The sequence below is a fragment of the Microbacterium panaciterrae genome, assembly GCF_039541635.1.
GTDB lineage: Bacteria > Actinomycetota > Actinomycetes > Actinomycetales > Microbacteriaceae > Microbacterium > Microbacterium panaciterrae.
The window spans coordinates 52,507-75,321 of the sequence record NZ_BAABGP010000022.1 but is presented as its reverse complement, the minus strand read 5'-3'; the positions used below and the strand labels follow the sequence as shown (position 1 = coordinate 75,321).

At 69.4% G+C, this 22,815-nt stretch carries 21 protein-coding genes; 16 read left to right on the top strand and 5 right to left on the bottom strand.

All coding sequences use genetic code 11. The features are described 5' to 3' along the window. The first annotated feature begins 11 nt into the window (after window positions 1-11). The 4 genes from ABD882_RS15520 to ABD882_RS15505 are packed head-to-tail and all read left to right on the top strand — an operon-like array spanning window position 12 to window position 3,304. Window positions 12-899, top strand: a complete 888-nt coding sequence (locus ABD882_RS15520; RefSeq protein WP_345188285.1) for an ABC transporter ATP-binding protein — start codon at window positions 12-14, stop codon at window positions 897-899. Window position 900: 1 nt separating this feature from the next. Further along, window positions 901-1,602 (top strand): ABC transporter permease, encoded by a 702-nt coding sequence (locus tag ABD882_RS15515; protein ID WP_345188284.1) that lies wholly within the window; start codon window positions 901-903, stop codon window positions 1,600-1,602. After that, complete coding sequence (locus ABD882_RS15510; RefSeq protein ID WP_345188283.1) at window positions 1,599-2,339, top strand: ABC transporter permease; 741 nt, start codon at window positions 1,599-1,601, stop codon at window positions 2,337-2,339. Before ABD882_RS15515 ends, ABD882_RS15510 begins: the two co-directional genes overlap by 4 nt. Window positions 2,340-2,386: 47 nt before the next feature. Beyond that, on the top strand, window positions 2,387-3,304 hold the full coding sequence (locus ABD882_RS15505; RefSeq protein ID WP_345188282.1) for an ABC transporter substrate-binding protein: 918 nt from the start codon (window positions 2,387-2,389) through the stop codon (window positions 3,302-3,304). 58 nt (window positions 3,305-3,362) lie between these two features. Here ABD882_RS15505 and ABD882_RS15500 read toward each other — a convergent pair whose 3' ends face one another. Then, window positions 3,363-4,133, bottom strand: coding sequence for a dienelactone hydrolase family protein (locus ABD882_RS15500; protein ID WP_345188281.1), 771 nt, complete (start codon window positions 4,131-4,133; stop codon window positions 3,363-3,365). 342 nt (window positions 4,134-4,475) lie between these two features. Then, entirely contained in the window at window positions 4,476-5,909 is a 1,434-nt protein-coding gene (locus tag ABD882_RS15495) for a gamma-aminobutyraldehyde dehydrogenase (RefSeq protein ID WP_345188280.1), read from the bottom strand. Window positions 5,910-6,009: 100 nt separating this feature from the next. On the opposite strand from ABD882_RS15495, the gene ABD882_RS15490 reads away from it, so the two are divergent. The 3 genes from ABD882_RS15490 to ABD882_RS15480 all read left to right on the top strand — a co-directional run bounded on the left by ABD882_RS15490 (window position 6,010) and on the right by ABD882_RS15480 (window position 8,351). Then, window positions 6,010-6,477 carry an Lrp/AsnC family transcriptional regulator gene (locus ABD882_RS15490; protein WP_345188279.1) on the top strand — a complete coding sequence of 156 codons (468 nt, stop codon included), beginning with the start codon at window positions 6,010-6,012 and terminating at the stop codon, window positions 6,475-6,477. A gap of 120 nt (window positions 6,478-6,597) precedes the next feature. Further along, entirely contained in the window at window positions 6,598-8,007 is a 1,410-nt protein-coding gene (locus tag ABD882_RS15485) for an NAD(P)/FAD-dependent oxidoreductase (protein WP_345188278.1), read from the top strand. Then, the gene (locus ABD882_RS15480) at window positions 8,004-8,351 is read left to right on the top strand and encodes a cupin domain-containing protein (RefSeq protein WP_345188277.1); all 348 of its coding nucleotides are present in this window, start codon (window positions 8,004-8,006) and stop codon (window positions 8,349-8,351) included. The genes ABD882_RS15485 and ABD882_RS15480 overlap by 4 nt, the downstream gene beginning before the upstream one ends. Window positions 8,352-8,400: 49 nt before the next feature. Here ABD882_RS15480 and ABD882_RS15475 read toward each other — a convergent pair whose 3' ends face one another. Continuing rightward, entirely contained in the window at window positions 8,401-8,922 is a 522-nt protein-coding gene (locus ABD882_RS15475) for an Lrp/AsnC family transcriptional regulator (protein ID WP_345188276.1), read from the bottom strand. 92 nt (window positions 8,923-9,014) lie between these two features. Between ABD882_RS15475 and ABD882_RS15470 the strand changes: the two genes are divergently transcribed. Genes ABD882_RS15470 through ABD882_RS15440 form a run of 7 tightly spaced genes read left to right on the top strand, consistent with a single transcriptional unit; the run spans window position 9,015 to window position 17,233 of the window. Beyond that, entirely contained in the window at window positions 9,015-9,905 is an 891-nt protein-coding gene (locus ABD882_RS15470; protein ID WP_345188275.1) for an MBL fold metallo-hydrolase, read from the top strand. Between the two features lie 44 nt (window positions 9,906-9,949). Then, the gene (locus tag ABD882_RS15465) at window positions 9,950-12,010 is read left to right on the top strand and encodes a hydantoinase/oxoprolinase family protein (RefSeq protein ID WP_345188274.1); all 2,061 of its coding nucleotides are present in this window, start codon (window positions 9,950-9,952) and stop codon (window positions 12,008-12,010) included. Next, the gene (locus tag ABD882_RS15460; RefSeq protein WP_345188273.1) at window positions 12,007-13,812 is read left to right on the top strand and encodes a hydantoinase B/oxoprolinase family protein; all 1,806 of its coding nucleotides are present in this window, start codon (window positions 12,007-12,009) and stop codon (window positions 13,810-13,812) included. Before ABD882_RS15465 ends, ABD882_RS15460 begins: the two co-directional genes overlap by 4 nt. 46 nt (window positions 13,813-13,858) lie before the next feature. After that, complete coding sequence (locus ABD882_RS15455; RefSeq protein ID WP_345188272.1) at window positions 13,859-14,821, top strand: ABC transporter substrate-binding protein; 963 nt, start codon at window positions 13,859-13,861, stop codon at window positions 14,819-14,821. Next, window positions 14,821-15,651 carry an ABC transporter permease gene (locus ABD882_RS15450; protein ID WP_345188271.1) on the top strand — a complete coding sequence of 277 codons (831 nt, stop codon included), beginning with the start codon at window positions 14,821-14,823 and terminating at the stop codon, window positions 15,649-15,651. The genes ABD882_RS15455 and ABD882_RS15450 overlap by 1 nt, the downstream gene beginning before the upstream one ends. Further along, window positions 15,648-16,454: an ABC transporter permease gene (locus ABD882_RS15445; RefSeq protein WP_345188270.1), complete on the top strand. Its 807-nt coding sequence runs from the start codon at window positions 15,648-15,650 to the stop codon at window positions 16,452-16,454. The genes ABD882_RS15450 and ABD882_RS15445 overlap by 4 nt, the downstream gene beginning before the upstream one ends. Continuing rightward, on the top strand, window positions 16,451-17,233 hold the full coding sequence (locus ABD882_RS15440) for an ABC transporter ATP-binding protein (protein ID WP_345188269.1): 783 nt from the start codon (window positions 16,451-16,453) through the stop codon (window positions 17,231-17,233). The genes ABD882_RS15445 and ABD882_RS15440 overlap by 4 nt, the downstream gene beginning before the upstream one ends. Window positions 17,234-17,432: 199 nt before the next feature. Here the strand turns inward: ABD882_RS15440 and ABD882_RS15435 are convergent, their stop codons facing one another. After that, window positions 17,433-18,953 (bottom strand): PucR family transcriptional regulator, encoded by a 1,521-nt coding sequence (locus ABD882_RS15435; RefSeq protein WP_345188268.1) that lies wholly within the window; start codon window positions 18,951-18,953, stop codon window positions 17,433-17,435. Between the two features lie 189 nt (window positions 18,954-19,142). On the opposite strand from ABD882_RS15435, the gene ABD882_RS15430 reads away from it, so the two are divergent. Continuing rightward, window positions 19,143-20,657, top strand: a complete 1,515-nt coding sequence (locus ABD882_RS15430; RefSeq protein ID WP_345188267.1) for a CoA-acylating methylmalonate-semialdehyde dehydrogenase — start codon at window positions 19,143-19,145, stop codon at window positions 20,655-20,657. An 18-nt stretch (window positions 20,658-20,675) separates the two neighbouring features. Further along, window positions 20,676-22,079, top strand: a complete 1,404-nt coding sequence (locus tag ABD882_RS15425) for an aspartate aminotransferase family protein (RefSeq protein ID WP_345188266.1) — start codon at window positions 20,676-20,678, stop codon at window positions 22,077-22,079. Window positions 22,080-22,188: 109 nt separating this feature from the next. Here ABD882_RS15425 and ABD882_RS15420 read toward each other — a convergent pair whose 3' ends face one another. After that, entirely contained in the window at window positions 22,189-22,812 is a 624-nt protein-coding gene (locus tag ABD882_RS15420; RefSeq protein WP_345188265.1) for a histidine phosphatase family protein, read from the bottom strand. Window positions 22,813-22,815 lie beyond the last annotated feature (3 nt).

The following is a 22,815-nucleotide window of genomic DNA, read 5'->3' as shown; positions in this document are numbered from 1 at the left end:
GCGGGCCGCCGATGATCGAGTTCCGCTCCGTCTCCAAGACGTTCCCCGACGGCACGCACGCTGTCGATGACTTCAGCCTGGTTATTCCGGCGCGAAAGACCACGGTGCTGGTCGGCTCGTCCGGATCCGGGAAGACCACGCTGCTGCGCATGATCAACCGCATGGTCGAGCCGACCGGCGGCACGGTCGAGATCGACGGCGAGAGGGTGCGAGATCGGGATCCCGTGGCGCTCCGCCGCAGCATCGGCTACGTCATGCAGAACTCGGGGCTGATGCCGCACTTCTCGGTGATCGACAACGTCGCCACGGTGCTGCGCCTGAACGGTGTCTCCCGGCGCGCGGCGCATGGGCGTGCGCGTGACCTGCTCGACACGGTCGGCCTCGACCAGGCGCTCGCCGACCGCTATCCGAGCCAGCTCTCCGGAGGGCAGCAGCAGCGCGTCGGCGTTGCGAGGGGCCTCGCGGCCGACCCCAACATCCTGCTCATGGACGAGCCGTTCGGCGCCGTCGACCCCATCGTGCGCACCGAACTGCAGCAGGAGCTGCTGCGTCTGCAGCGCGAGCTGGACAAGACGGTGGTGTTCGTCACGCACGACATCGACGAGGCGTTCCTGCTCGGCGATCAGATCGTGATCCTCGACAAGGCCGCGCGGATCGTGCAGCGCGGTACCCCGGAGGAGATCCTCTCGTCTCCCTCGGACGACTTCGTCGCCGCGTTCGTGGGCGCGGACCGGGGCAAGCGCGCGCTGCATCTCAAGCAGACGCCGCACGGCACCGTGATCGTCGACGCCGACGGGCGTGCCCAGGGCACCCTGGTGCAGACCCCCGCCTCGTTGCTGGATGCTCATCCGCCGCGGGCGGCTGACGACGTCGCCATGGACGCAGGGACCGCAGGCTGACATGACCTGGATCATCGACAACCTCGGGCTCATCCTCGGATACGCTGCCGTGCATCTGCAGCAGAGCATGATCGCGCTCGTGCTCGGGGTGGTCGCGTCGGTGCCGCTCGGGTGGATCGCCTGGCGGTACCGCCTGGTGCGCGGTCCCGTGATCGTGCTCACCGGGCTGCTCTACACGATCCCCTCGCTCGCCCTGCTGATCCTGTTGCCCGCGCTGCTGGGCTACTCCGCGATCAGCCCGACCAACCTCGTCGTGGCTCTCACGATCTACAACGTCGCGATCCTGGTGCGGGCGGTCGCCGACGGCCTCGACTCGGTCGATGCCGACGTGCGCCGCGCGGCGACGGCGATGGGCTACGGATCCTCGCGCCGGTTCTGGACGGTGGAGCTTCCGCTCGCCGGTCCCGTGATCCTCGCCGGCGTCCGGGTGGCGGCGGTGAGCACGATCGCGCTGGCGACCGTCGGAATCCTGGTCGGCGTCAGCAACCTCGGCTATCTCTTCACGAACGGGCTCGATCGGCGCCTCATCGAAGAGGTCTTCGCGGGTGTGATCGCCGTGGTCGTGCTGGCCCTCCTCGTCGACCTGGTACTGGTGCTGGTCGGGCGCGTGCTCATGCCGTGGCAGCGGGCGGACCGGGCACAGGCGCGTGGTGTCCTTCGGCCTGTCGAAGCGCCCGCCGTCGTGACGGGAGGCGCGGCATGAACCTCTTCGCCGATGCGATCCGCTGGCTGCTCGATCCGGCTCAATGGACGGGATCGTATGCGCTGCCCGTGCTGTTCGGGCAGCACCTGCTCTACACGTTCCTGTCGGTGCTGGTCGCCGCCGCGCTCGCGATGCCCGCGGGCTGGCTGATCGGGCACACGGGACGCGGCCGCGAGGCAGCCGTGGCGATCTCCGGGGCGGCGCGCGCCATCCCCTCGTTCGGCCTGCTGATCCTGCTCGTGCTGCTGTTCGGGGTGCTGCAGGTGCCCGCCGCGGCCCTCGTGACCTTCGTGCTGCTCGCGATCCCGTCGCTGCTCGCCGGCGCCTACACCGGGATCGAGGCGATCGACCGGCGAGTCATCGACGCCGCCAAGGCCGTCGGGATGACTCCCTGGCAGGTGTTCTGGAAGGTCGAGTTCCGGCTTGGGCTGCCGCTGCTCATCGGCGGGCTCCGCGCCGCGACCCTGCAGGTCATCGCCACCGTGACGATCGCCGGCTACGTCAACCTCGGCGGCCTCGGCTATCCGATCATCCAGGGGATCCCCCTGGGCCGCTTCGACGAGGTGCTCGCCGGAGCCCTCCTGGTCGCCGCCCTCGCGCTCATCGCCGACCTGCTGTTCGCGATCGCCCAGCGTGCCTCCGTCCCCGCAGGCGTGCGCGCCGCGAACGGGGCCCGCAGCGAGGACGAACCCCGCGCCCGCATCCGCCTGCGCGCCCCGCGCCTCGCGCGCTCCTGATCCTGTCCCGCACCACAGACCCCGAATTCGTCGAAGAGAGGAACACCATGTTCACCGCTCGAATCCCCCGCATCGCCGCCACGGCCGTGGCCGCTGTCGCTATCGCCCTCGCGCTCAGCGCGTGTGGATCCAGCAACCCGCTCGACAAACCCACCTCGACCGCCGGATCCGGATCATCCGACACGATCGTGATCGGATCCCAGGCGTACTACTCGAACGAGATCATCGCGGAGATCTACGCGCAGGCCCTAGAGAAGGACGGGATGAAGGTCACGCGCCAGTTCAACATCGGCCAGCGCGACGCCTACATGCCCGACGTGAAGTCGGGCGCGATCAGCCTGTTCCCCGAGTACACGGGCAACCTGCTGGAGTACCTGGGAGGCAAGGCCGACACGAACAGCCCGGACGAGGTCTACGCCGCTCTGAAGAAGGCGCTGCCGAGCGGGCTCGTCGCGCTCGACTACGCCCAGGCCGCCGACCAGGACACCTACACGGTGACCAAGGCCAACGCCGACAAGTACGGGCTCTCCTCGATCGCCGATCTTTCCAAGGTGCCGGCCCCGGTGACCGTCGGCGGAGCTCCCGAGTTCGAGAAGCGCCCGTACGGCCCCGCCGCGGCGAAGACCGACTACGGCGTCGACCTGGCGTTCTCGGCCACCGGGCAGACCACGCTCGAGGCGCTGCAGGCCGGCACCGTGCAGGTCGCCGACATCTACTCGGCCGACCCCGCGTTCGAGAAGGGCGACCTGGTCGCGCTGAAGGATCCGAAGAACATGATCCTGTCGTCGAACGTCGTCCCGATCGCGAGTGCGAGTGTCTCCGACAAGATCTCGAAGGCGATCAACGCGGTCAGCGCCAAGCTCACCACGGCGGAGCTTGTGAAGCTGAACGTGCAGAGCACGGTGGACAAGAAGCAGCCGGCGGACATCGCGAAGGCCTGGCTGAAGGTCCAGGGCCTGAGCTGACCCTGCATGCCTGAAAGGACGGCCCCGGGAGCGGATCCCGGGGCCGTCCTTGTGCCGGTCAGCCTCGCGCCGCGAGGTGCCGGGCGAAGAACCGCCCGGCGTCCTCACCGGCGTGCGCCGGGACACCGGTGTGCCCGCCGAGGTTCGCCTGCAGGGTCTTCTCCGCGGATCCGAACGCGTCGAACACGTCGAGCGCGCGCTGCCGGTCGTTGCCCTCGTCGTCCCACTGCAGCAGCACGTGCACGGGGATTGTGATGCGGCGCGCCTCGTCGAACATCCGGAGCGGTACGTAGCTGCCGGCGAACAGCCCGGCCGCGACGATCCGCGGATCGATTGCCGCGAGCCGGATCCCGATGGCCAGCACGCCGCCGGAGTAGGCGACCGGGCCGCCGACCTCAGGGAGGGCGAGCAGAGCATCCATGACGGCCTGCCACTCGGGGACGACTTGTTCGACCAGTGGGAGGACCAGCCGGTCGATCACGTCCTCACTCGGGCGCGTGCCGGTATCGAGCGCCTGCCACAGGTCGGCACGGGCGCTCTCGAGCGTCGGTGGGGCGGGGCGGTCGCCACTGCCTGGCATCTCAAGTGCGGCAGAGGCGAAGCCGAGTTCTGCCGCCGCGCGGGCGCGGGCGTCCAAGCGGGGACGCATCCGTTCCAGGCCGATCCCGCTCGGATGGCCGAGCAGGATCAACGGCACCGGGGTGGATGCGGAGGCGGATCCGGGTGTCCAGAGGATTCCCGGGACGCCGCCGAGGGTGAAGCCGCGCTCGACGATGCCGTCGTCGCGCCGGTTCTCAAAGGTGAATTGCAGTTCAGAGGTGGAGTTCATGGTCGTGCCTTTCGGGAGTGCTGAGTACGGCGCTCCCGGACGACCTATCGCCCGACCGTGACCCCAGAAAGGAGCACCCACGTCGATTCGTTCATGGGTATCACCTCCTTCATCCGGGCCAGCACGGCGTAGGTGACAGTAGCACTTCTGGCGGCGGCTGGCGAGGAACCGGCGACGGCGACGGCCCGTTGTGCAGGGTCGGGCCGCAGTTGTGCAGGGTCGCGCGATGTCGCAGCCAGCTGAGGATCGGAAACCGGGGCCTCGGGACGCGGCGGATCGTGCGTGACCCTGCACAACGACCGGGGCTCCCTGCAGAACCGCAGCCCGCCCCAGGGGCGCAGGTCAGTCCAGGGCGCTCATCACGTGCTTGATGCGGGTGTAGTCGTCGAAGCCGTACTGCGAGAGGTCCTTGCCGTAGCCGGAGTGCTTGAAGCCGCCGTGCGGCATGTCCGACACGAACGGGATGTGCGTGTTGATCCACACGCACCCGAAGTCCAGGTCGCGGGAGAAGCGCAACGACCGGGTGTGATCCTTCGTCCACACCGATGCCGCCAGCGCGTACGGCACGTCGTTCGCGAACGCGAGGGCCTCCTCGTCGTCCTGGAAGGACTGCACGGTGAGAACAGGCCCGAAGATCTCGCTCTGCACGGCCTCGTCATCTTGCCGCATGCCCGAGACGATCGTGGGCTCGAAGAAGTAGCCGACGTCGCCCTGACGGCGCCCGCCGGTCTCGATCTTCGCGTGCGCGGGGAGGCGGTCCACGAAGCCCTGCACCTGCGCGAGCTGTGCGGCGCTGGAGAGCGGCCCGAAGAACACGCCGTCCTCGTGCGGCGCGCCGGTGCGGGCGTGGGTGCGCACGCGCTCCACGAGCGCCTTCAACAGTTCGTCGTGCACCGAGGCGTGCACGATCACGCGTGTTGCCGCGGTGCAGTCCTGACCGCCGTTGAAGAACGCGCCCGTGACGATCCCCTCGGCGGCCTTGGAGATCGAGGCGTCGTCGAACACGATCGCGGGTGCCTTGCCGCCGAGCTCGAGGTGCACGCGCTTCACGTCGGCCGCGGCCGATTCGGCGACAGCCATGCCGGCCCGCACGGATCCGGTGATGGCGACCATCTGCGGAGTCTTGTGCGCGACGAGTGCGGCGCCCGTGCCGCGGTCGCCGAGCACGACGTTGAGCGTGCCGGCGGGGGTGTGCTCGGCGACGATCTCGGCGAGCAGCAGCGTGGTGAGCGGCGTCGCCTCCGCAGGCTTGAGCACGACGGTGTTGCCGGCGGCCAGGGCGGGGGCGATCTTCCAGACCGCCATGTTCAGCGGGTAGTTCCACGGCGTGACCTGCCCGATCACGCCGATCGGCTCGCGGCGCACGTAGGAGGTGTGCCCAGCCAGGTACTCCGCGGCGGCCCTGCCCTCGAGGCTGCGTGCCGCGCCGGCGAAGAAGCGCAGCTGGTCGACGGACTGGTCGATCTCGTCGGTAACGAGGTTCGCGCGAGGCTTGCCGGTGTCCTGCGACTCCAGGTCGGCGAACTCCTCGGCGCGCGCGGCCATCGCGTCGGCGATCCGGAACAGCGCGAGCTGGCGCGCGGCCGGCGTGGTGTCGCGCCAGAACGGGAACGCGGCTGACGCAGCGGCGTAGGCGGCGTCGACGTCGATCTGATCCGAGATCGGGGCTTGGCCGTACACCTGCTCGGTGACGGGGTCGATGAGGTCCATCCGGCCCTCGCCGTGGGCGGCGACGGAGCGGCCGCCGATGAAGTTCTGCAACAGGGAGGTCTGCATGCTGATCAGGATAGGCCAGAATCAACGAAATCTGAAGAAATCTGGATGGAAAACTTCGATATCGGTTGCGACGGATGGTTTCGAATGTCAGGATCGTCACATGAACGATAAGCCGAAGGTGCCGGTGCTGGACGACGTCTCGAAGCGGATCATCGAACTCCTGCAGGAAGACGGCCGTCGACCCTACGCCGAGATCGGCCGCGCGGTCGGGCTCAGCGAGGCAGCGGTGCGCCAGCGGGTGCAGCGGCTCACCGACAGCGGGGTGGTGCAGATCGTCGCGGTGACCGATCCGCGGCAGCTCGGGTTCGACCGGATGGCGATGCTCGGGATCCGCGTCGACGGCGATCCTCGCGTCGCGGCCGAGGCGATCGCGAATATTCCGGACATCGCATATGTCAATGTGACGCTCGGATCCTTCGACATCCTCGCCGAGGCCATCTGCGAGAGCGATGAGGATCTGCTCGCGCTGATCGCGACGCAGATCCGCACCATCCCGGGCGTCTCGCACACCGAATGCTTCCTTTACGCGGGGCTGCACAAGGACCTCTACAACTGGGGCACGCGCTGATCCGCTGACCATCCCATCACATCACCCTGGCCGCAGCACACGGCTCCGGGGCGCCGATCGCGCCCGGGATCGAGTACCGCACCGCAACATCCACCACCATCCCGAACAAGGAATCCACTCATGGGAACGACCGTCTTCGAACGACGGCAGCCGAGCGCGGCGGTCATCGAGCGCTCACTCGAGAACACCGCGCACGGCGCGTTCTGGCTCGACGACGTCGAGCGCCCCGCCTACCCGCAGCTCACCGGAGAAGTGCGCGCCGACCTGGCCATCGTCGGCGGCGGCTACGCGGGCCTGTGGACCGCGATCCGCGCGAAGGAGCGGGATCCGCAGCGGTCGGTGGTGCTGCTCGAGGCGAATCGCGTGGGCTGGGCCGCGTCCGGACGCAACGGCGGATTCTGCGAGGCGAGCCTCACTCACGGCGAGGAGAACGGCCGGAACCGCTGGCCGGATGAGCTGGATACGCTGGAGCGCCTGGGGCTGGAGAATCTCGACGGCATCCAAGAGACGGTCACGCGTTACGGCATGGATGTCGACTGGGAGCGCACCGGCCAGATGGCGGTCGCCGTCGAGCCGCATCAGGTCGAATGGATGCAGGGCGAGCACTTCCTCGACCAGGCTGCGGTGCAGGCCGAAGTCGCCTCGCCCACGTACCTCGCCGGATCGTGGGACCGCGAGGGCTGCGCGATGGTGCACCCGGCAAAGCTCGCGTTCGAGCTCGCCCGCGTCGCCACCGAGCTCGGGGTGCAGATCTTCGAGCGCACCCGGGTGACGGGGCTGCGGGGGTCAGCAGCGGGCGGCAAGGGCGTGCAGACGGTCACGGCGGAGACCGGATCGGTGGTCGCCGATCAGGTCGCCCTCGCCACGAACGTGTTCCCGTCACTGCTCAAGCGCAATCGGCTGATGACCGTGCCTGTCTACGACTACGCACTGATGACCGAGCCGCTGACCGCCGAGCAGCACGACGCGATCGGCTGGAAGAACCGGCAGGGTCTCGCCGACAGCGCGAACCAGTTCCACTACTACCGGCTGAGCGCCGACAACCGGATCCTGTTCGGCGGCTATGACGCCGTCTACCACTTCGGCGGCAAGGTGCGCGAGGAGTACGAGGAGCGACCGGAGAGCTTTCGCAAGCTCGCGTCGCACTTCTTCACGACGTTCCCGCAGCTCGAGGGGCTGCGGTTCACGCACCGCTGGGCGGGGGCCATCGACTCGTGCAGCCGGTTCTGCGCTTTCTTCGGCACGGCCCGCGGCGGCCGTGTCGCCTACGCCACGGGGTTCACCGGACTTGGGGTGGGCGCCACCCGATTCGCCGCCGACGTCATGCTCGATGAGCTCGCCGGTCTGTCCACCGAGCGCACCCAGCTCGAGATGGTGCGCACCAGGCCCATCCCGTTCCCGCCCGAGCCCGCCGCCTCGATCGGCGTCAACCTCGTACGCGCCGCGATGAACCAGGCCGATCACAACGACGGCAAGCGCAACCTGTTCCTCAAGGCGCTCGATGCGGTCGGCATGGGTTTCGACTCGTGACCGCGCTGCCTGCGGCCGGGACGGCCGTGGTCGCGGATCTCGCCCTCGCGCACGAGCCACTTCCCGTGTCTGAGGTGGTGGACGGATCCCCCGCCACTGCGGTCGCCGTGCTCGATGACACCGGCGACCGCGAGATCGGGATCTGGGAGATGACGCCCGGCACGGCTCGCGACACTGAGGCGGACGAACTGTTCGTCGTGCTCTCGGGGCGCGCGACGATCGCGTTCGAGGATCCTTCGTTGGTCGATCTCGAGGTCGGACCGGGATCCGTCGTGCGGCTCGCGGAGGGCATGCGCACGGTCTGGACCGTGACCGAGACGCTGCGCAAGGTGTACATCGTCTGAGCCTTGTCGGCGCGAACGCGCCGTCTCGTCTCGCTCCTCATCCCGGCGGTCAGCTCGTCGTGGTAGAAGCCGCTTCCGTGCCCTTTAGGGCGTCATGGCCGCTGGCGGCGCGCAGGAGCGGGCCGAGTCGCGTCGGGATCAGCTCGTACATGACCAGCGTCGACCGCGTACGCACGATGCCCGGAGCACGAAGGATCCGCTGGGTGACCCGGTAGAGGTGCCCGTTGTCACGAGCGGCGACCCGGGCCATGAGGTCGCCGTCGCCGCTGACGGCGTAGACATCCAGCACCTCGGGGATGTCTCGCAGCGACTCGGCGACGGAACGCGGATTCCCCTGCACGAGCTCGATCGCGACGAAGGCCAGCACGGGGTGACCGAGGGCCTTCGGAGCGATGCGATGGCTCGGCGCACCCAGGACATCCGCCTGCTCCAGGCGCTTCAACCGAGCCTGCACGGTATTGCGTGAAAGGCCGGAGATGCGTGCCAGTTCGACGCTGGAGGCGCCGGGAGACCGGTCTCGGGCGAGCAGGATCCGCCTGTCGATCTCGTCCAGCTCCGGCGAAGTGCTCACGGGGTGCCATCCTCTCGAGTCATTGATGTGCGTTCTGCATGTTGATAGCATGATTTGGTGGTCGTAACGCATACGGAGTATACGCTCACGGCATGCAACGAACACCGTCAGCGACGACGGTCGCCGGTCCTCGGACCGAGCGCCCCGCCCAGGCCCGCCTGCACCTCCTCGGCACCGCCGGAGGACCGACGCCTAAGCAGACGCGCTCCGCTCCGGCGCAGGCGATCGAAGTCGAAGGACGGATCTACGTGATCGATGCCGGCAATGGTGTCGCGCATCAGATCCGCCGTGCCGGAATGGACCTCGCAGACCTCACTTTCGTCGGCATCACGCACCACCACTCGGATCACAACGCTGACCTCGGTACGCTCCTGCACCTGGCCTGGTGCGACAGCCTGAGGACGCCGGTCGAGGTCCGCGGGCCGCGCCCGCTGGACGAGATGATGGAGGCCTTCTTCCGGTTCTCCGACGCGGACGTCTCCACCCGCATCGCAGACGAAGGTCGCCCGCCGTTCCGAGGGCTCGTGCGCCATGCGGAGGTGCACCAGGCCGGGGTCGTGTTCGAGGACGACCTGGTGCGCATCAGCGCCGCCCGGGTGGAGCACCCGCCGATGGACGCCTTCGCGTACCGCATCGACACCGCAGATCGCTCGTTCGTGATCTCCGGCGACACGGCGCCCTCCGAGGCGCTCATCGACTTGGCTCGCGGCGCCGACGTGCTCGTGCACGAGGCGATCCACTTGCCCTCGATCGAGGCATCCGTCGCGCGCAGCAACGGCACCCGGCTGCGGGAGCACTTGATCGACTCGCACACCAGTGTGGACGACCTCGGCCGCATCGCGACCGCCGCCGGCGTCGGCACGCTCGTCGTCTCGCACCTCGTGCCGGCCGATGCCGCGCTGCCCGACGAGGATTGGATCGGGCCGGCCCGGCGCACCTTCTCCGGTGAGGTGCTCCTCGCCCACGACTTCCGAGTCATCTGAGCAGTCTCCGACCGATACTTCTGAGACAAGGATTGGATCCGCACATGCAAGGAACCCTCCCCGGCTGGCGTCTCGCCGTCGACGTGGGCGGCACGTTCATCGACTTCGCCCTCGTGCACGCCGAGACCGGCCGTGTCATCGTTGAGAAGCAGCCCTCGGATCCGCGAACCCTCGTCGACGAGTTCATGGCAGGCCTCGCGCGCCTGCCGGTCGCACCCGGCGACCTCGACCTCATCGTGCACGGCACCACGCACGGGCTCAACGCCCTTGTTCAGGAGACCGGAGCGAGCACGGGACTGCTGACCACGCGCGGTTTCCGCGATGTGCTGCAGATCGGCCGTGCCGCTCGCGTGAACATGTACGACCCGCACTACGCCCCGAGGCCGCCGCTCATCCGCCGCTCCCGGATCCACGAGATCTCCGAGCGCTTCGACGTGCACGGCGAAGAGATCCTGCCGCTCTCACTGAGTGACGTCGACGAGGCTGCCGACGCGCTCGTCAGGGTGGGCGTGCAGTCCATCGCGATCGCCTTCCTGCACTCTTACCGCTACCCCGCGCATGAGCAACGCGCGGCGGAGCGGATCCGGGAACGGCATCCGTCGATTGCGGTGACCTGCTCGAGCGACCTCACCCGGGAGTGGCGAGAATACGAGCGCAGCTCGACCGCGGTGGCGAACGCGTTCATCCAGACCGGTTTCGCGGCTTACGTCGACCTGCTCCAGCAGCGGTTGCGGGAGGCCGGCTACGCCCGCGACATCGTCTTCGTGCAGTCCAACGGCGGCACCATGCCGGCCGGAATCGCCGCGGCCCAGCCCGTGCGCACCCTGAATTCGGGCCCCGCCGGAGGCATAACCGGTGCCGGAGATCTGGCCCGCCGGCTGGGGCTGGACAATGTCATCGCGACGGACGTCGGCGGCACCACCTACGACGTCGGACTCATCCTCGGCGGCGAGGCGCAGGAGCGCTCGATCACGACCGCGGGCGGTCGCCCGATTCTCGCCCCCTCGATAGACATCGTCTCGATCGGCGCCGGCGGAGGGTCCATCGCGCAGATCGACGCGCTCACCGGCGGCCTGCGGATCGGGCCGGAGAGCGCCGGCGCTGTGCCGGGTCCGGTGTGCTTCGGGCGGGGCGGACAGCGCCCCACCCTGACGGACTGCCAGCTGCAGCTCGGCAGGCTCGACCCGGACCGCTTCCTCGAGTCCCGCATGACGCTCGATGCGGCGGCCGCGACCGCCTCCATCGAGCAGGCGCTCGCCGAGCCGTCCGGGATGTCCGCCGATGAGGCGGCCGACGGCGCGCTCGAGGTCGCGGAGGCGAACATGGCGAACGCGATCCGGCAGATCACGACCGAGCGAGGCCTCGACCCGGCCGACTTCACCGTGCTGTCCTACGGCGGCGGGGGAGGGCTGTTCGCGGCCTTCGTCTGCGAGAATCTCGGGATCCGGCAGGTCGTCATCCCGCCGCACACAGCGGCCTTCTCGGCCTGGGGCATGCTCAGCTCCGGATTCCGGGAGGACCGCACCGCGACGTCACTCCGTCCGCTCGCGGTCGACACCGTGCCCGATGTCCTCGCCGACCTCGAGGGGCTCGTCGCTGAAGCCACCGCGCAGCTGCGCCGCTATGGTCTCGACCTTGCGGACGCACGGATCGTGCGGCGTCTCGACCTCCGTTATGCGGGCCAGGCCCACTCGCTCGAGATCACGCTCGACGACGCCTGGCCGGATTCGGCCGAAGCGTTCCTGGAGGGGGCGTCCGCGGCCTTCCACGCCGCCCACCGTCGCCGTTACGGACACGGCGACGCGAACGCCCCGCTCGAGGCGGTGGCCGCCCGGATCCGGGTGAGCTTCGACCAGGACATCGCCCGTCCCGGGGCAGAAGTCGAGCCCGCGGCCGCAGAGAAGCGCACCAGGAGCATTCACTTCCGCGGACTCGGCCGGGTGCAGACTCCCGTCATCGCGCGGCGGACGCTCGAGATCGGCGAGAGGCTCGCGGGGCCCGCTGTCGTCGACGACACCGCCACCACGATCATCGTGCCGCCCGGCTGGTCGGCACATCGCCACGGGAGTGACTCGCTCGTGCTGGAGAAAGAGGAGACGCGATGAGGTCGACGCTGAGCCCCGCGCGCATCGAGATCATCCGCAACGCGCTGGTGTCTGCCGCCGAGGAGATGTCCGAGACGATCGTGCAGACGGCCTACAGCCCGCTGCTGTACGACATCAAGGACTTCGGCGTCACGATTCTCTCCGCACGCGGCGAGATGTGGGCCGAGGCCTCCGGTCTCGCAGTCTTCCTTGGCGCCCTGCGGGGCACGATCCAGAAGATGCTGGAGACGAAGGATCCCGCGACCTTCGCTGACGGCGACGTCTACGTCGCGAATTGCCCGTATCTGACCGGCACGCACCTCTCCGACACCGCGATCTACATGCCGGTGTTCGTCGACGGCGAGCTGGTCGCGTTCGCGGCGACCATGGCGCACTGGGCCGACATCGGCGGGCGGAGCCCGGGCGGGTGGGATCCCAGCAGCACCGACATCACCATGGAGGGCCTGCGCTTCACGCACCAGCGTCTGCATGCCGCGGGCGAACCCGTAGCCGAGCTCTACGAGGTCATTCGCAACAACGTCCGCCTGCCTCGCCAGGTCATGGGCGACCTCGCCGCCCAGATCGCGGCGTGCCGCACGGCCGCCGATCGTATCGCCTGGCTGTGCGGCAAGTACGGCGCCGCGACCGTCGACTCCGCCATGTCGACGGTCATCGAGAACACCCGCGTCGCTCTGCGCGAGTCGGTGCGCGAGCTCCCCGACGGGCGCTGGAGCGGGCAGCAGCACCTCGACTTCGACGGTGTCGACCGCGCCTACCGACCGCTGGTGTCGGTGGACGTCCAGGTGAGCGGTGACGTGCTCACGGTCGACCTCACCGGCAGCTCCGGCCCCGCGCCCGGGCCTGTGAATTGCCCGGAGATCGGCGCCCGCAGCGTAGTCCTCGCTGCGCTGAAGGGGGTGTTTTCACCGCACGACGCGACCAACGAGGGACACCTGTCGTTCGTCCATTTCGTGTCTGCGGACCAGCCCTCCCTCGTGCACCCCGTCGAGCCGGCGCCCTGCGATTCTTACGGGCTCGTGTGCCGCACGCTCGTAGAGACCACCATCCGGGTGATGGCGGGCCCGCGCCCAGCACGCTCCCGTGCAGGCGGCTATCAGATGGTCGGCTGCTACATCATGCGCAGCACGGTCGCCGAGAGCGACAGGTTCACGTATACGGAGCCGATCCCGGGCGGTTATGGCGCCTTCCCGGGGAGTGACGGCAGCACGCTCGTGTTCGGCGGCGACACTCCTCTGCTCCCGGTCGAGATCATGGAGTCGCGCTACCCCTTGCGCTGCGACGGCCTTGCGCTCGACCTCGAGTCCGCCGGTCGGGGGCAGTACCGAGGAGGCTACGGGATCCGGCGCGATATCCGGATCCTGGACGACGGCTGCCTCGTGAAGCCGAGCTTCGAGAGCGTCTCGGATCCGCTTGCCAAGGGTGTCGACGGCGGTGCCGCGGGGGCGCCGACCAGGCTGGAGGTCATCCGGCCGGACGGGGGTGTCGAGGTGCTAACCGAGCGTCCCGAGCAGTTCTCTGTCCCTGCGGGCACGGTGCTGAGTCTGCACACCGGCGGAGGCGGCGGCTACGGGGAACCCTTTGACCGGGACCCCCAGGCGGCGCTCGCCGATGTCGAGGACGGGTTGCTCACACCCAACGAGGCCCGCGACAGGTACCGCGTCGCGATCGGGCGGATCCCGGACGGATTCGTGCTGGACGCACCGGGCACGACGCAGCTGCGCGCAGCGCAGAACGACCCCGCTTGCGGTGCGGAGGCGGCGCATGAAACGGGCGCGGGACCCGAACCCGCCCGATCCCGATGACTCAGGACATCGACGTCCTGAGTCCCACGCACAAGGAGCAACAAACATGAAGAAGACACTGATCGGCCTGATCGCGGCGACAGCCCTGATCCTGACCGGCTGCTCATCGGGCCCGGCGCCCTCGACGGCGCCTGAGACCAAGGGCGCGAAGACCCCGATCACGGTCGCCGTCGTGCCGGTGGCCGATGTCGCGCCGCTGTACCTCGGAGTGGAGAAGGGGTTCTTCGCCGAGGAGGGGCTCGACATCACGATCAAGAACGTGCAGGGCGCTGCGGCCGCAGTGCCTCTATTGCTCAACGGCGAGATGCAGTTCGCCTACGGCGCGCTGATCCCCGTGATCTCGGTCGCGGCCTCCGGCGTCCCCGTCACGTTCGTCGTCGGCGGGATCGCCAAACCGCCGTCCGCGAAGGCCGACTACTCCGCCATCGTCACCAAGCAAGGCAGCTCGATCAAGGATCTGAAGGGCCTCGCCGGCCACAGCGTCGCGGTCAATGCCTTGCGCGGCGGTCCGCACCTGTCGGTGATCCTCGCCCTGAAGAAAGCCGGGGTCGACCCCAGCACCGTGAACTTCGTCGAGCTGCCGATGTCCGACGGCATGGCCGCCGTGCAGCGCGGCGACGTGGACGCGGCCTACCTCGCCGAGCCGTTCACCTCGCAGGCGGTCGCCGCGGGCTTGCCGGTGATCAGTTCGCCGGTCTACGAGACCGCGCCCGACGGCGCGACAAGCGGCTATTTCGCCGTGCGTCCCTATCTGGACCAGCACGCATCGACCGCTGACGCCTTCGCCCGCGCCATCGCGAAGTCGGACGAGTACGCCAACGGCCATCTCGACGAGGTGCGCGCGCAGATCGTGAAGTACTCCGGGATGGACGCGAAGACCGTCGAGAACATGCGTATCCCGACCTTCACCTCGAAGCTCGAGGCCTCCAGCATCACGGCGATGGCCGGCCAGATGGACAAGCTGGGCTGGCTCACGGCCCGCCCCGACGCCGCCGGCATGGTGCGCTGATGTCCGGCCGGGCCACGGCATCGGTGCGGATCCGGGCACGCGCTCCCCGCACATCGCCCGCCTCCGCGCGAGCGGTGTGGGTCGGTGCCGTGGCCGTTGTGGCCGTGCTGGTCCTCTGGGAGCTGCTCGGCCGGCTCGGCGGCGGAGGCGCGCGGATCCCCGTGCCCACCGCGATCGGTGCCGCGCTCGCCGGCCTCGTCATCGACCCGGGGTTCTGGGCAGCAACTGGACAGACCCTGCTCAGCGCCGCTCTGGGTCTCGTGCTCGCCGCGCTCGCCGGAGTCGTCGCCGGCACCGCCTACGGGACCTTCGTCTTCCTGCGGCACAGCACGAGCGCCCTCATCGAGCTGTTGCGCCCGATTCCCCCGGTCGCGTTGCTGCCCGTCGGGTTGCTGCTGTTCGGCACCAGCCTGCAGATGAAACTCGCGCTCATCGTCTACACCGCCTTCTGGCCGGTCTTCATCCAGACCGCGTACGGGCTGCGCGACATCGACGGGACACTCGTCGACATGGCCAGGATCCACCGGGTGCGGCGCGGCCGCCGGCTGCTCGGGATCGTGCTGCCCAGCATCGGGCCCTACATCGCGGTGGGTCTCCGGCTCTCGGTCATCGGCGCCCTCATCGCGAGCATCGTGAGCGAGCTCATCGGCGGCGCACCGGGTCTCGGTTACGCGCTGGGCCTCGCGCAGAGCACCGGTCAGACCGCCCGGATGTACGCACTCGTCGTCGTTATCGGCGTGCTCGGGCTCCTCGCGGATCGGTCGTTCGGTCTGATGGAACGGATCTCGCCGGGCTGGAGCCCGGCGAACCGGGAACGGGGACGCTCATGAGCGCGCGCACCCGCTCCGCCGGCCGCAGCGCCGTGCGACTGGTCACGTCGTTGTGGTTGATCATCGCGATCGTCCTCGTCTGGTACTTCCTCTCGCAGGGGTCTGCGAGCTTCTACGTCCCGCAGTTCCCGGCCACGGTGCGCGCGATCGGCGTCTACTTCACCCCGGCGGGGTTCCAGGCCCAGGTGCTCCCGACCGTGGCGAACCTGCTCGCGGGCTTCGTCGTCGCGGTCGTCGTCGGAGTCGCGCTGGGCATCGCGATCGGACGCTCCCGGCTGCTCGGGGAAGCGACGGCGCCAATCATCGGCTTCGTGCGGTCTGTGCCGCCGCCCGCGCTGCTGCCGATCGCGATCGCGCTACTCGGGATCGGCGCCCCGATGCGGATCGGGCTCATCGCGTTCGGCGCCGTCTGGCCGACGCTGCTCAGCACGATCGACGCGGTGCGGAACATGGATCCAGGACTCGACGACATCGCGCGGGTCTACAGCATCCGCCGACGCCGCAGGCTGTTGCAGATGGTGATGCCAGCCGCGGCGCCGATGATCGTCGCCGGTATGCGCACGAGCCTGCTCTACTCGATCACGCTCATCGTGCTCTCCGAGATGGCGGGGGCGAGTGCGGGTCTCGGCCATTCCGTGCTGCTCGCGCAGCGCACCTTCCAGATCGCCGACATGTGGGCGGCGATCCTCATGCTCGGGCTGCTCGGCCTGGTGCTGAACGTCCTCTTCCTGGCGTTCGAGCGCACGGTGTTGCGCTGGCACATCACACGACACACGGAGCGAGGGGGATCATGGATCTCATGACGCAGGACACATCGACCCAGGTGCTGACCACCGCCGGCCTGACCAAGGGGTTCGGCGCGGATCCGGGGGCGAACCTCGTCATCGGCGGGCTGGACCTGTCGATCGCGCGGGGCGAGTTCGTCTGCGTGGTCGGTCCGTCCGGCGCGGGCAAGACGACGCTGCTGCGCTGCCTGTCCGGCCTGGAACGGCCGACCGCGGGCACGATCATGTTCGATGGCGAGCCCATCGACGGCCCGCCGCGGCACCTCGGCATGGTCTTCCAGGACTACACCCGGTCACTCATGCCGTGGATGAACGTGCTGCAGAACGTTGTCTTCCCGTTGCGGGACAAGGGCATCTCGAAGGCCGAGATGCGCGAGCGGGCAGAGGAGAGCCTGGCTGCCGTCGGCCTTGCCGGCACCGAGTCGAAGTCACCTTGGCAGCTCTCCGGTGGCATGCAGCAACGTGTGGCGATCGCGCGTGCTCTCGCCTACCGCCCGCACCTGCTACTCATGGACGAGCCGTTCGCCTCGGTGGACGCGCAGACGCGCGCCGAGCTGGAGGACCTTGTGCTGCGCCTTCACGGCAGGTATCGCACGACGATCCTGCTCGTCACGCACGACGTCGATGAGGCTGCTTATCTCGCCGATCGGGTAGTGGTGCTCGGCGGCCGGCCGACCGAGGTGCGGGAGGTCGTACCGGTCGATCTGCCCCGTCCGCGCGACCAGATCACAACCAAATCGCTTCCGAAGTTCACCGAGGCGCGCGCGAGGATACTTGGACTGATCGCGAGTCGCTAGATGTACTCGGTCAGCATCCTGTTGCGTCACGACTCCGTCGCACGTACCCGCTGTGGACGATGAAAGAGTCGCTCGGCGCTCGCCCCGTTAGGCGGTCGCGAACGCACTGCAGCGCGGAGCGCGCGTGTCGCCGCCTGGCCCCCGCTCTCAGGGGACAAGGACGACTGCGACTCAGAGAACCCACGGGATCGCGCTTCACTCAGCGCCCGTGCGCCAGCAAGGCCAGGTGCAGGGCGGACAGGGTCTCGCCGTCGTCGAGGTCGGCACCGAGCAGATCCGAGATCAGGGTGAGGCGCTGGTAGAACACCGAGCGGGACAGGTGTGACGCGGATGCCGCCGCGGTGCGATTGCCGGGGTGGGCGACCACGGCCCGCAGGACCCTGATCAGGTCGCCGTCCGTGGCGTCGTCGTGCCGGATGAGCGGGGCGAGCATGCGGGCGCTGTGCTCCTGCAGACGGTGGTCGCCGCTGAGCTCGGCGGCCAGGCGTGCGAGCGGACGGTCGGCGACGTGCAGCAGCTCGCCGGGCGCGGCCTGACGGGCGAGGCGGCGCACCACGGGCAGTGCAGAGAGCAGCCCTGCGGTGCCGGACAGAGGATCGCTCACCGCACCTCCGTCGAGCGCGGCCAGCGCCGATTCCGGCAGGCGGGATCCGGCGGGAAGCGAGAGCAGCAGGATCCGCTCCGCACCGATGTCGGCGATCAGGCTCCTGACGGATCCCGGCGCGTCGACAGGTTCGAGGACCGGTGCGGCCGCCGAACCCACCGCGACATGCAGTACGCGATCCCGCACCGGGAGGCCCGACGCCTCCAGACGCGCCTCGATGCCGGCGTCCGACGCATACTGCGCGCCCACCAGTGCCGTCAGCACCGTGTCTGCACGAAGCCGCGACCAGGCGCCCTCGCCGTCTGCCAAGCGTGACAGCGCGAGCGCCGTCGCCGCCTGCTCCAGCACGGTCGATCGCCCAGCCGGATGCGGCGGACCGGGCAGCGCGACGAGCTCGCCCCACCGCGCGCCGCGCGCCGCGACCGGCACCCGAGTCCACTCCGGCGGCAGGCGTCGCGATCGACCGGTCCACCCCGCGAGCGCCTCCGCGTCGGTGAGTTCGGCCGTGTCGGCGACCACCACCTCGTGCGCCAGATCCTCCAGCACGACCGGCGCACGCAGCGCGCGGGCAGCCTCGTGCACCACGACCTCGACGGGCGCCCCGCGCAGACTGAGGCCGGTGAACAGCTCGTGCAGACGCTGTCGCTCCTGCAGCGCCTCGACCTGACCGGCGATGATGCGGCGGTGCACTTCTTCGGTCACCGCGACGAACTTCACTTCTTGCTCGAGCGTCACCAAGGCCAGATCTCGGCGCCGGCAGGCCGCGACGAGCGCGGGCGGCGCGACGGTGAAGCGGGTGCCGAGCTCGAGCACGATCCCGGCCAGGCCCGCGTCGGCCAGCTCGTCGACGAGCTGTGCGAGCGGTGCAGGCGCGCCGGACCAGCCCGCACCTGTGGTGAGCAGCAGCTCGCCGCCGTCCAGCAGTGCCGCGACGCGTTCGCTGTCGGAGACGTGCACCCAGCGCACGGGAGCGTCGACGGATCCGGCCAGAACCTCGGGCAGCCCGGCCTGCAGCGAGGCGACGCCGAGCACGTCGGCGACGGTCGGCAGGCCCGGGTCGAACCCGTCCGGACGATCTGTCCGATCCGGGCTGAAGTCAAGACGATCTGCGGCCACGGATCCATCCTGTCCTCTGTGAGCATAGGAGAACAAGCCCACGGACACATCCGACAGAGTGTCCGGATCCTGCGCCACCGGCTCGCGAGAAACCAGTTCGGGCATGAGACACCACATCTGCCGTGGTGTCTCATGCAGGATGTGGTTTCTCGTGGATCCTGGCCCACCCAGAACCCGAGGAGCACCATCGTGACCCTGATCCCGCACTTCATCAACGGCGCTGAGGCCGGCACGGCCGAGCGCACCGGCCCGGTCTACAACCCCGCCACGGGCGAGGCGCACCGCCAGGTCGCGTTCGCGAGCGTCGGCGAGGTCGAGCAGGCCATCGATGCCGCCAAGGCAGCCGGCCCGGCCTGGCGCGCGACCAGCCTGATCAAGCGTGCCGACGTGTTCTTCCGGCTGCGCCAGATCCTCGCGGACCGCACGCCCGAGCTCGCCGCCATCGTCACGAGCGAGCACGGCAAGGTGCTCTCCGACGCGGCCGGAGAGGTCTCCCGCGGCATCGAGAACGTCGAGTTCGCGGCAGGCCTCGTGCATCTGCTCAAGGGTGAGCGCGCCGAACAGGTCTCGCGCGGCGTCGACGTGCACTCGGTCAAGCAGCCGGTCGGCGTCGTCGCCTGCATCACGCCGTTCAACTTCCCGGTCATGGTGCCGCTGTGGATGATCGCCTCCGCGATCGCGTGCGGCAACACGGTCGTGCTCAAGCCCAGCGAGAAGGATCCGTCGGCCGCGGTCTGGATCGCGAAGGCGTTCCAGGAGGCGGGGCTTCCGGACGGCGTGCTGAACGTCGTGAACGGTGACAAGGTCGCGGTCGACACCCTGCTCGACTCGCCCGTCGTGAAGGCGATCAGCTTCGTCGGATCCACCCCGATCGCCCGCTCGATCTACGAACGCGCCTCCGCCAACGGCAAGCGCGTGCAGGCCCTCGGCGGCGCGAAGAACCACATGGTCGTCATGCCCGACGCCGACATCGACGGCGCGGCCGCCGCCGCCGTCTCCGCCGCCTACGGCTCGGCGGGGGAGCGCTGCATGGCCGTGTCCGTGCTCGTCGCGGTGGGTGACGTAGCGGAGCCCCTCATCGCGGCGATCACCGAGAAGGTCGCGAACCTGCGGATCGGCGATGGCACTGACGCGTCGAGCGAGATGGGACCGCTGATCACCCGGGAGCACCGAGACCGCGTCGAGAGCTACGTCACCGGCGCCGAGGCCGAGGGCGCGACCGTTCTCATCGACGGCACGCGCCAGATCAATGGCAAGCGCATCGCCGCCGGTCAGCCCATCGAGGGTGACGGCTTCTTCACCGGAATCAGCCTGATCGACGGCGTGAAGCCCGGCATGAAGCTGTACGAGGACGAGATCTTCGGCCCGGTGCTCTCGGTGGTCCGCGTCGACAGCTACACCGAGGCCGTCGAGCTCATCAACGCGCACGAGTTCGGCAACGGCGTCGCGGTGTTCACCCGCGACGGCGGCACCGCCCGTCAGTTCGAGTTCGACATCGAGGTCGGCATGGTCGGCGTGAACGTGCCGATCCCGGTGCCCGTGGGCGCGTTCTCGTTCGGCGGCTGGAAGGCCAGCCTGTTCGGCGACTCGCACATCTACGGCCCCGAATCGGTGCACTTCTACACGCGCTCGAAGGTCGTCACCACGCGCTGGCCCGACCACACGCCGGCCCAGGTCGACCTGGGCTTCCCCAGCAACCACTGACGCGGAAGGATCCTGATCATGAGCACTCTCACCGACACCGCACAGTTCACCGACCGACACGGCGCTGTGCACACCCTGCCCGCCGCCGAGGCCGAGGCGCAGGTGCGCGCCGACGATCGCGCGCACGTCTTCCACTCCTGGAGCGCGCAGGGCCTCATCGACCCGGTGCCCGTCGCCGCGGGCGAAGGATCCACGTTCTGGGACTACGAGGGCAACGCCTACCTCGACTTCTCCAGCCAGCTGGTGAACCTCAACCTCGGGCACCAGCAGCCCGACCTGGTCGCGGCGATCCAGCAGCAGGCCGGCCGTCTCGCGACGATCCAGCCGTCGATCGCGAACGACGTGCGCGGCGAGCTGGCCCGGCTCATCGCCGAGGTCGCCCCCGACGGCATGGAGAAGGTGTTCTTCACCAACGGCGGCGCCGACGCGAACGAGTACGCCGTGCGCATGGCGCGCACCGTGACCGGGCGTCGCAAGGTGCTCTCGATGTACCGCAGCTACCACGGCTCCACTGCGACCGCGATCTCACTGACCGGCGACCCGCGGCGCTGGGCGAACGACGGCGTCGACAACGGCACGGTGCGCTTCTTCGGCCCGTACATGTACCGCTCGGCATTCCACTCCTCGACACTCGCCGAGGAGTCGCAGCGCGCGCTCGAGCACCTCGAGCAGACGATCCAGCTAGAAGGCCCGAACACGATCGCCGCGATCATCATCGAGACGGTGGTCGGCACCAACGGGGTGCTGATCCCGCCGCCCGGATACCTGCCGGGCGTGCGAGAGCTGTGCGACCGCTACGGCATCGTCTACATCGCCGACGAGGTCATGGTCGGCTTCGGCCGGCTCGGCGAGTGGTTCGGGGTCGACGCGTTCGACGTCACGCCGGATCTCATCACCTTCGCGAAGGGCGTGAACTCCGGCTACGTGCCGCTCGGCGGGGTCGTGATCTCGGATCGGATCGCGGCCGCGTTCGACACCGTGCCGTTCGCGGGCGGGCTCACGTACTCGGGCCACCCGCTCGCCTGCGCCGCGGGGGTCGCGACCTTCGAGGTGTTCCGTCGCGACGGGATCCTGGAGCGCGTGCGCGACCTCGGATCCCGGATCGTCGAGCCGACCCTGCGCGCGTGGGCGGAGACGCACCCGAGCGTCGGCGAGGTGCGCGGGCAGGGCCTGTTCTGGGCCGTGGAGCTGGTGCGCTCGAAGGAGACCCGCGAGCCGCTCGTGCCGTTCAACGCAGGTGGTGCAGATGCGGCGCCGATGGGCGCGTTCGCGGCGGCCGCGAAGAAGGGCGGCGTCTGGCCGTTCACGCACTTCAACCGCACGCACGTCGCCCCGCCGCTCGTGATCACCGAGGACGAGCTCGTGCGCGGTCTCGCCGTGATCGACGAGGCGCTGACCGTCGCGGACGGGTATACGGTCTGACGGATCCTGCTCGCGCTGTCCTTTCCTGAACCAGCTGCGCTTCTATCTGGCGCGCCTTCAGGAAAGGACAGCGCGAGCGTGACGGGTCTGCAGGGGGCCGCGGCTCGGGTCACACCGCGACGGGATCCGGGCTCGCGATGTGCTCCACCCGCCACCCGTCCTCGTGGCGGTGCACGGTCGAGACGGAGAGGTTCGCGGGGCCGGTCGTCAAGTGACCGAGGTCTGCGCCGAGCGTCCGCAGCAGCGACATGATCGTGATCCCGCTGGTCACGACGAGGACCTCGGATCCGGATCCCGCGACATCGTGCAGCGCTTCGAGCGCGCGCCGGGCGACGTCGGCCGGGGACTCCGCGAGCGGATCCACGGCCGCGAGCGCATCGAGCGTCGCGATGAACGGGTTCTCCGCCTCCGCGTGCGCGCGCATCAGGCGGAAGAACTTCCGCGCCCGCACGGCCTCGAGCCGGCCGAAGCAGAGCTCCCGCCAGCGCGGATCCGGCTCCGCGCGCAGGTCCGACCCCGCAGCGGAGAGCAGTCCGGCCGCCGTCTCGCGGTGTCGGGTCCCGTCGCCGGAGAAGGCGGCGTCGAACTCGATCCCGGCTGCGGCGAAGTCGAGCCCACGCTCCACGGCCTGCGCCCGGCCGACCGCGGTCAACGGCGCGTCCGACCAGCCCTGCATCCGCTCCGCCGCGTTCAGCATGCTCTGCCCGTGCCGCACCACCCAGATCCGCGTCATGAT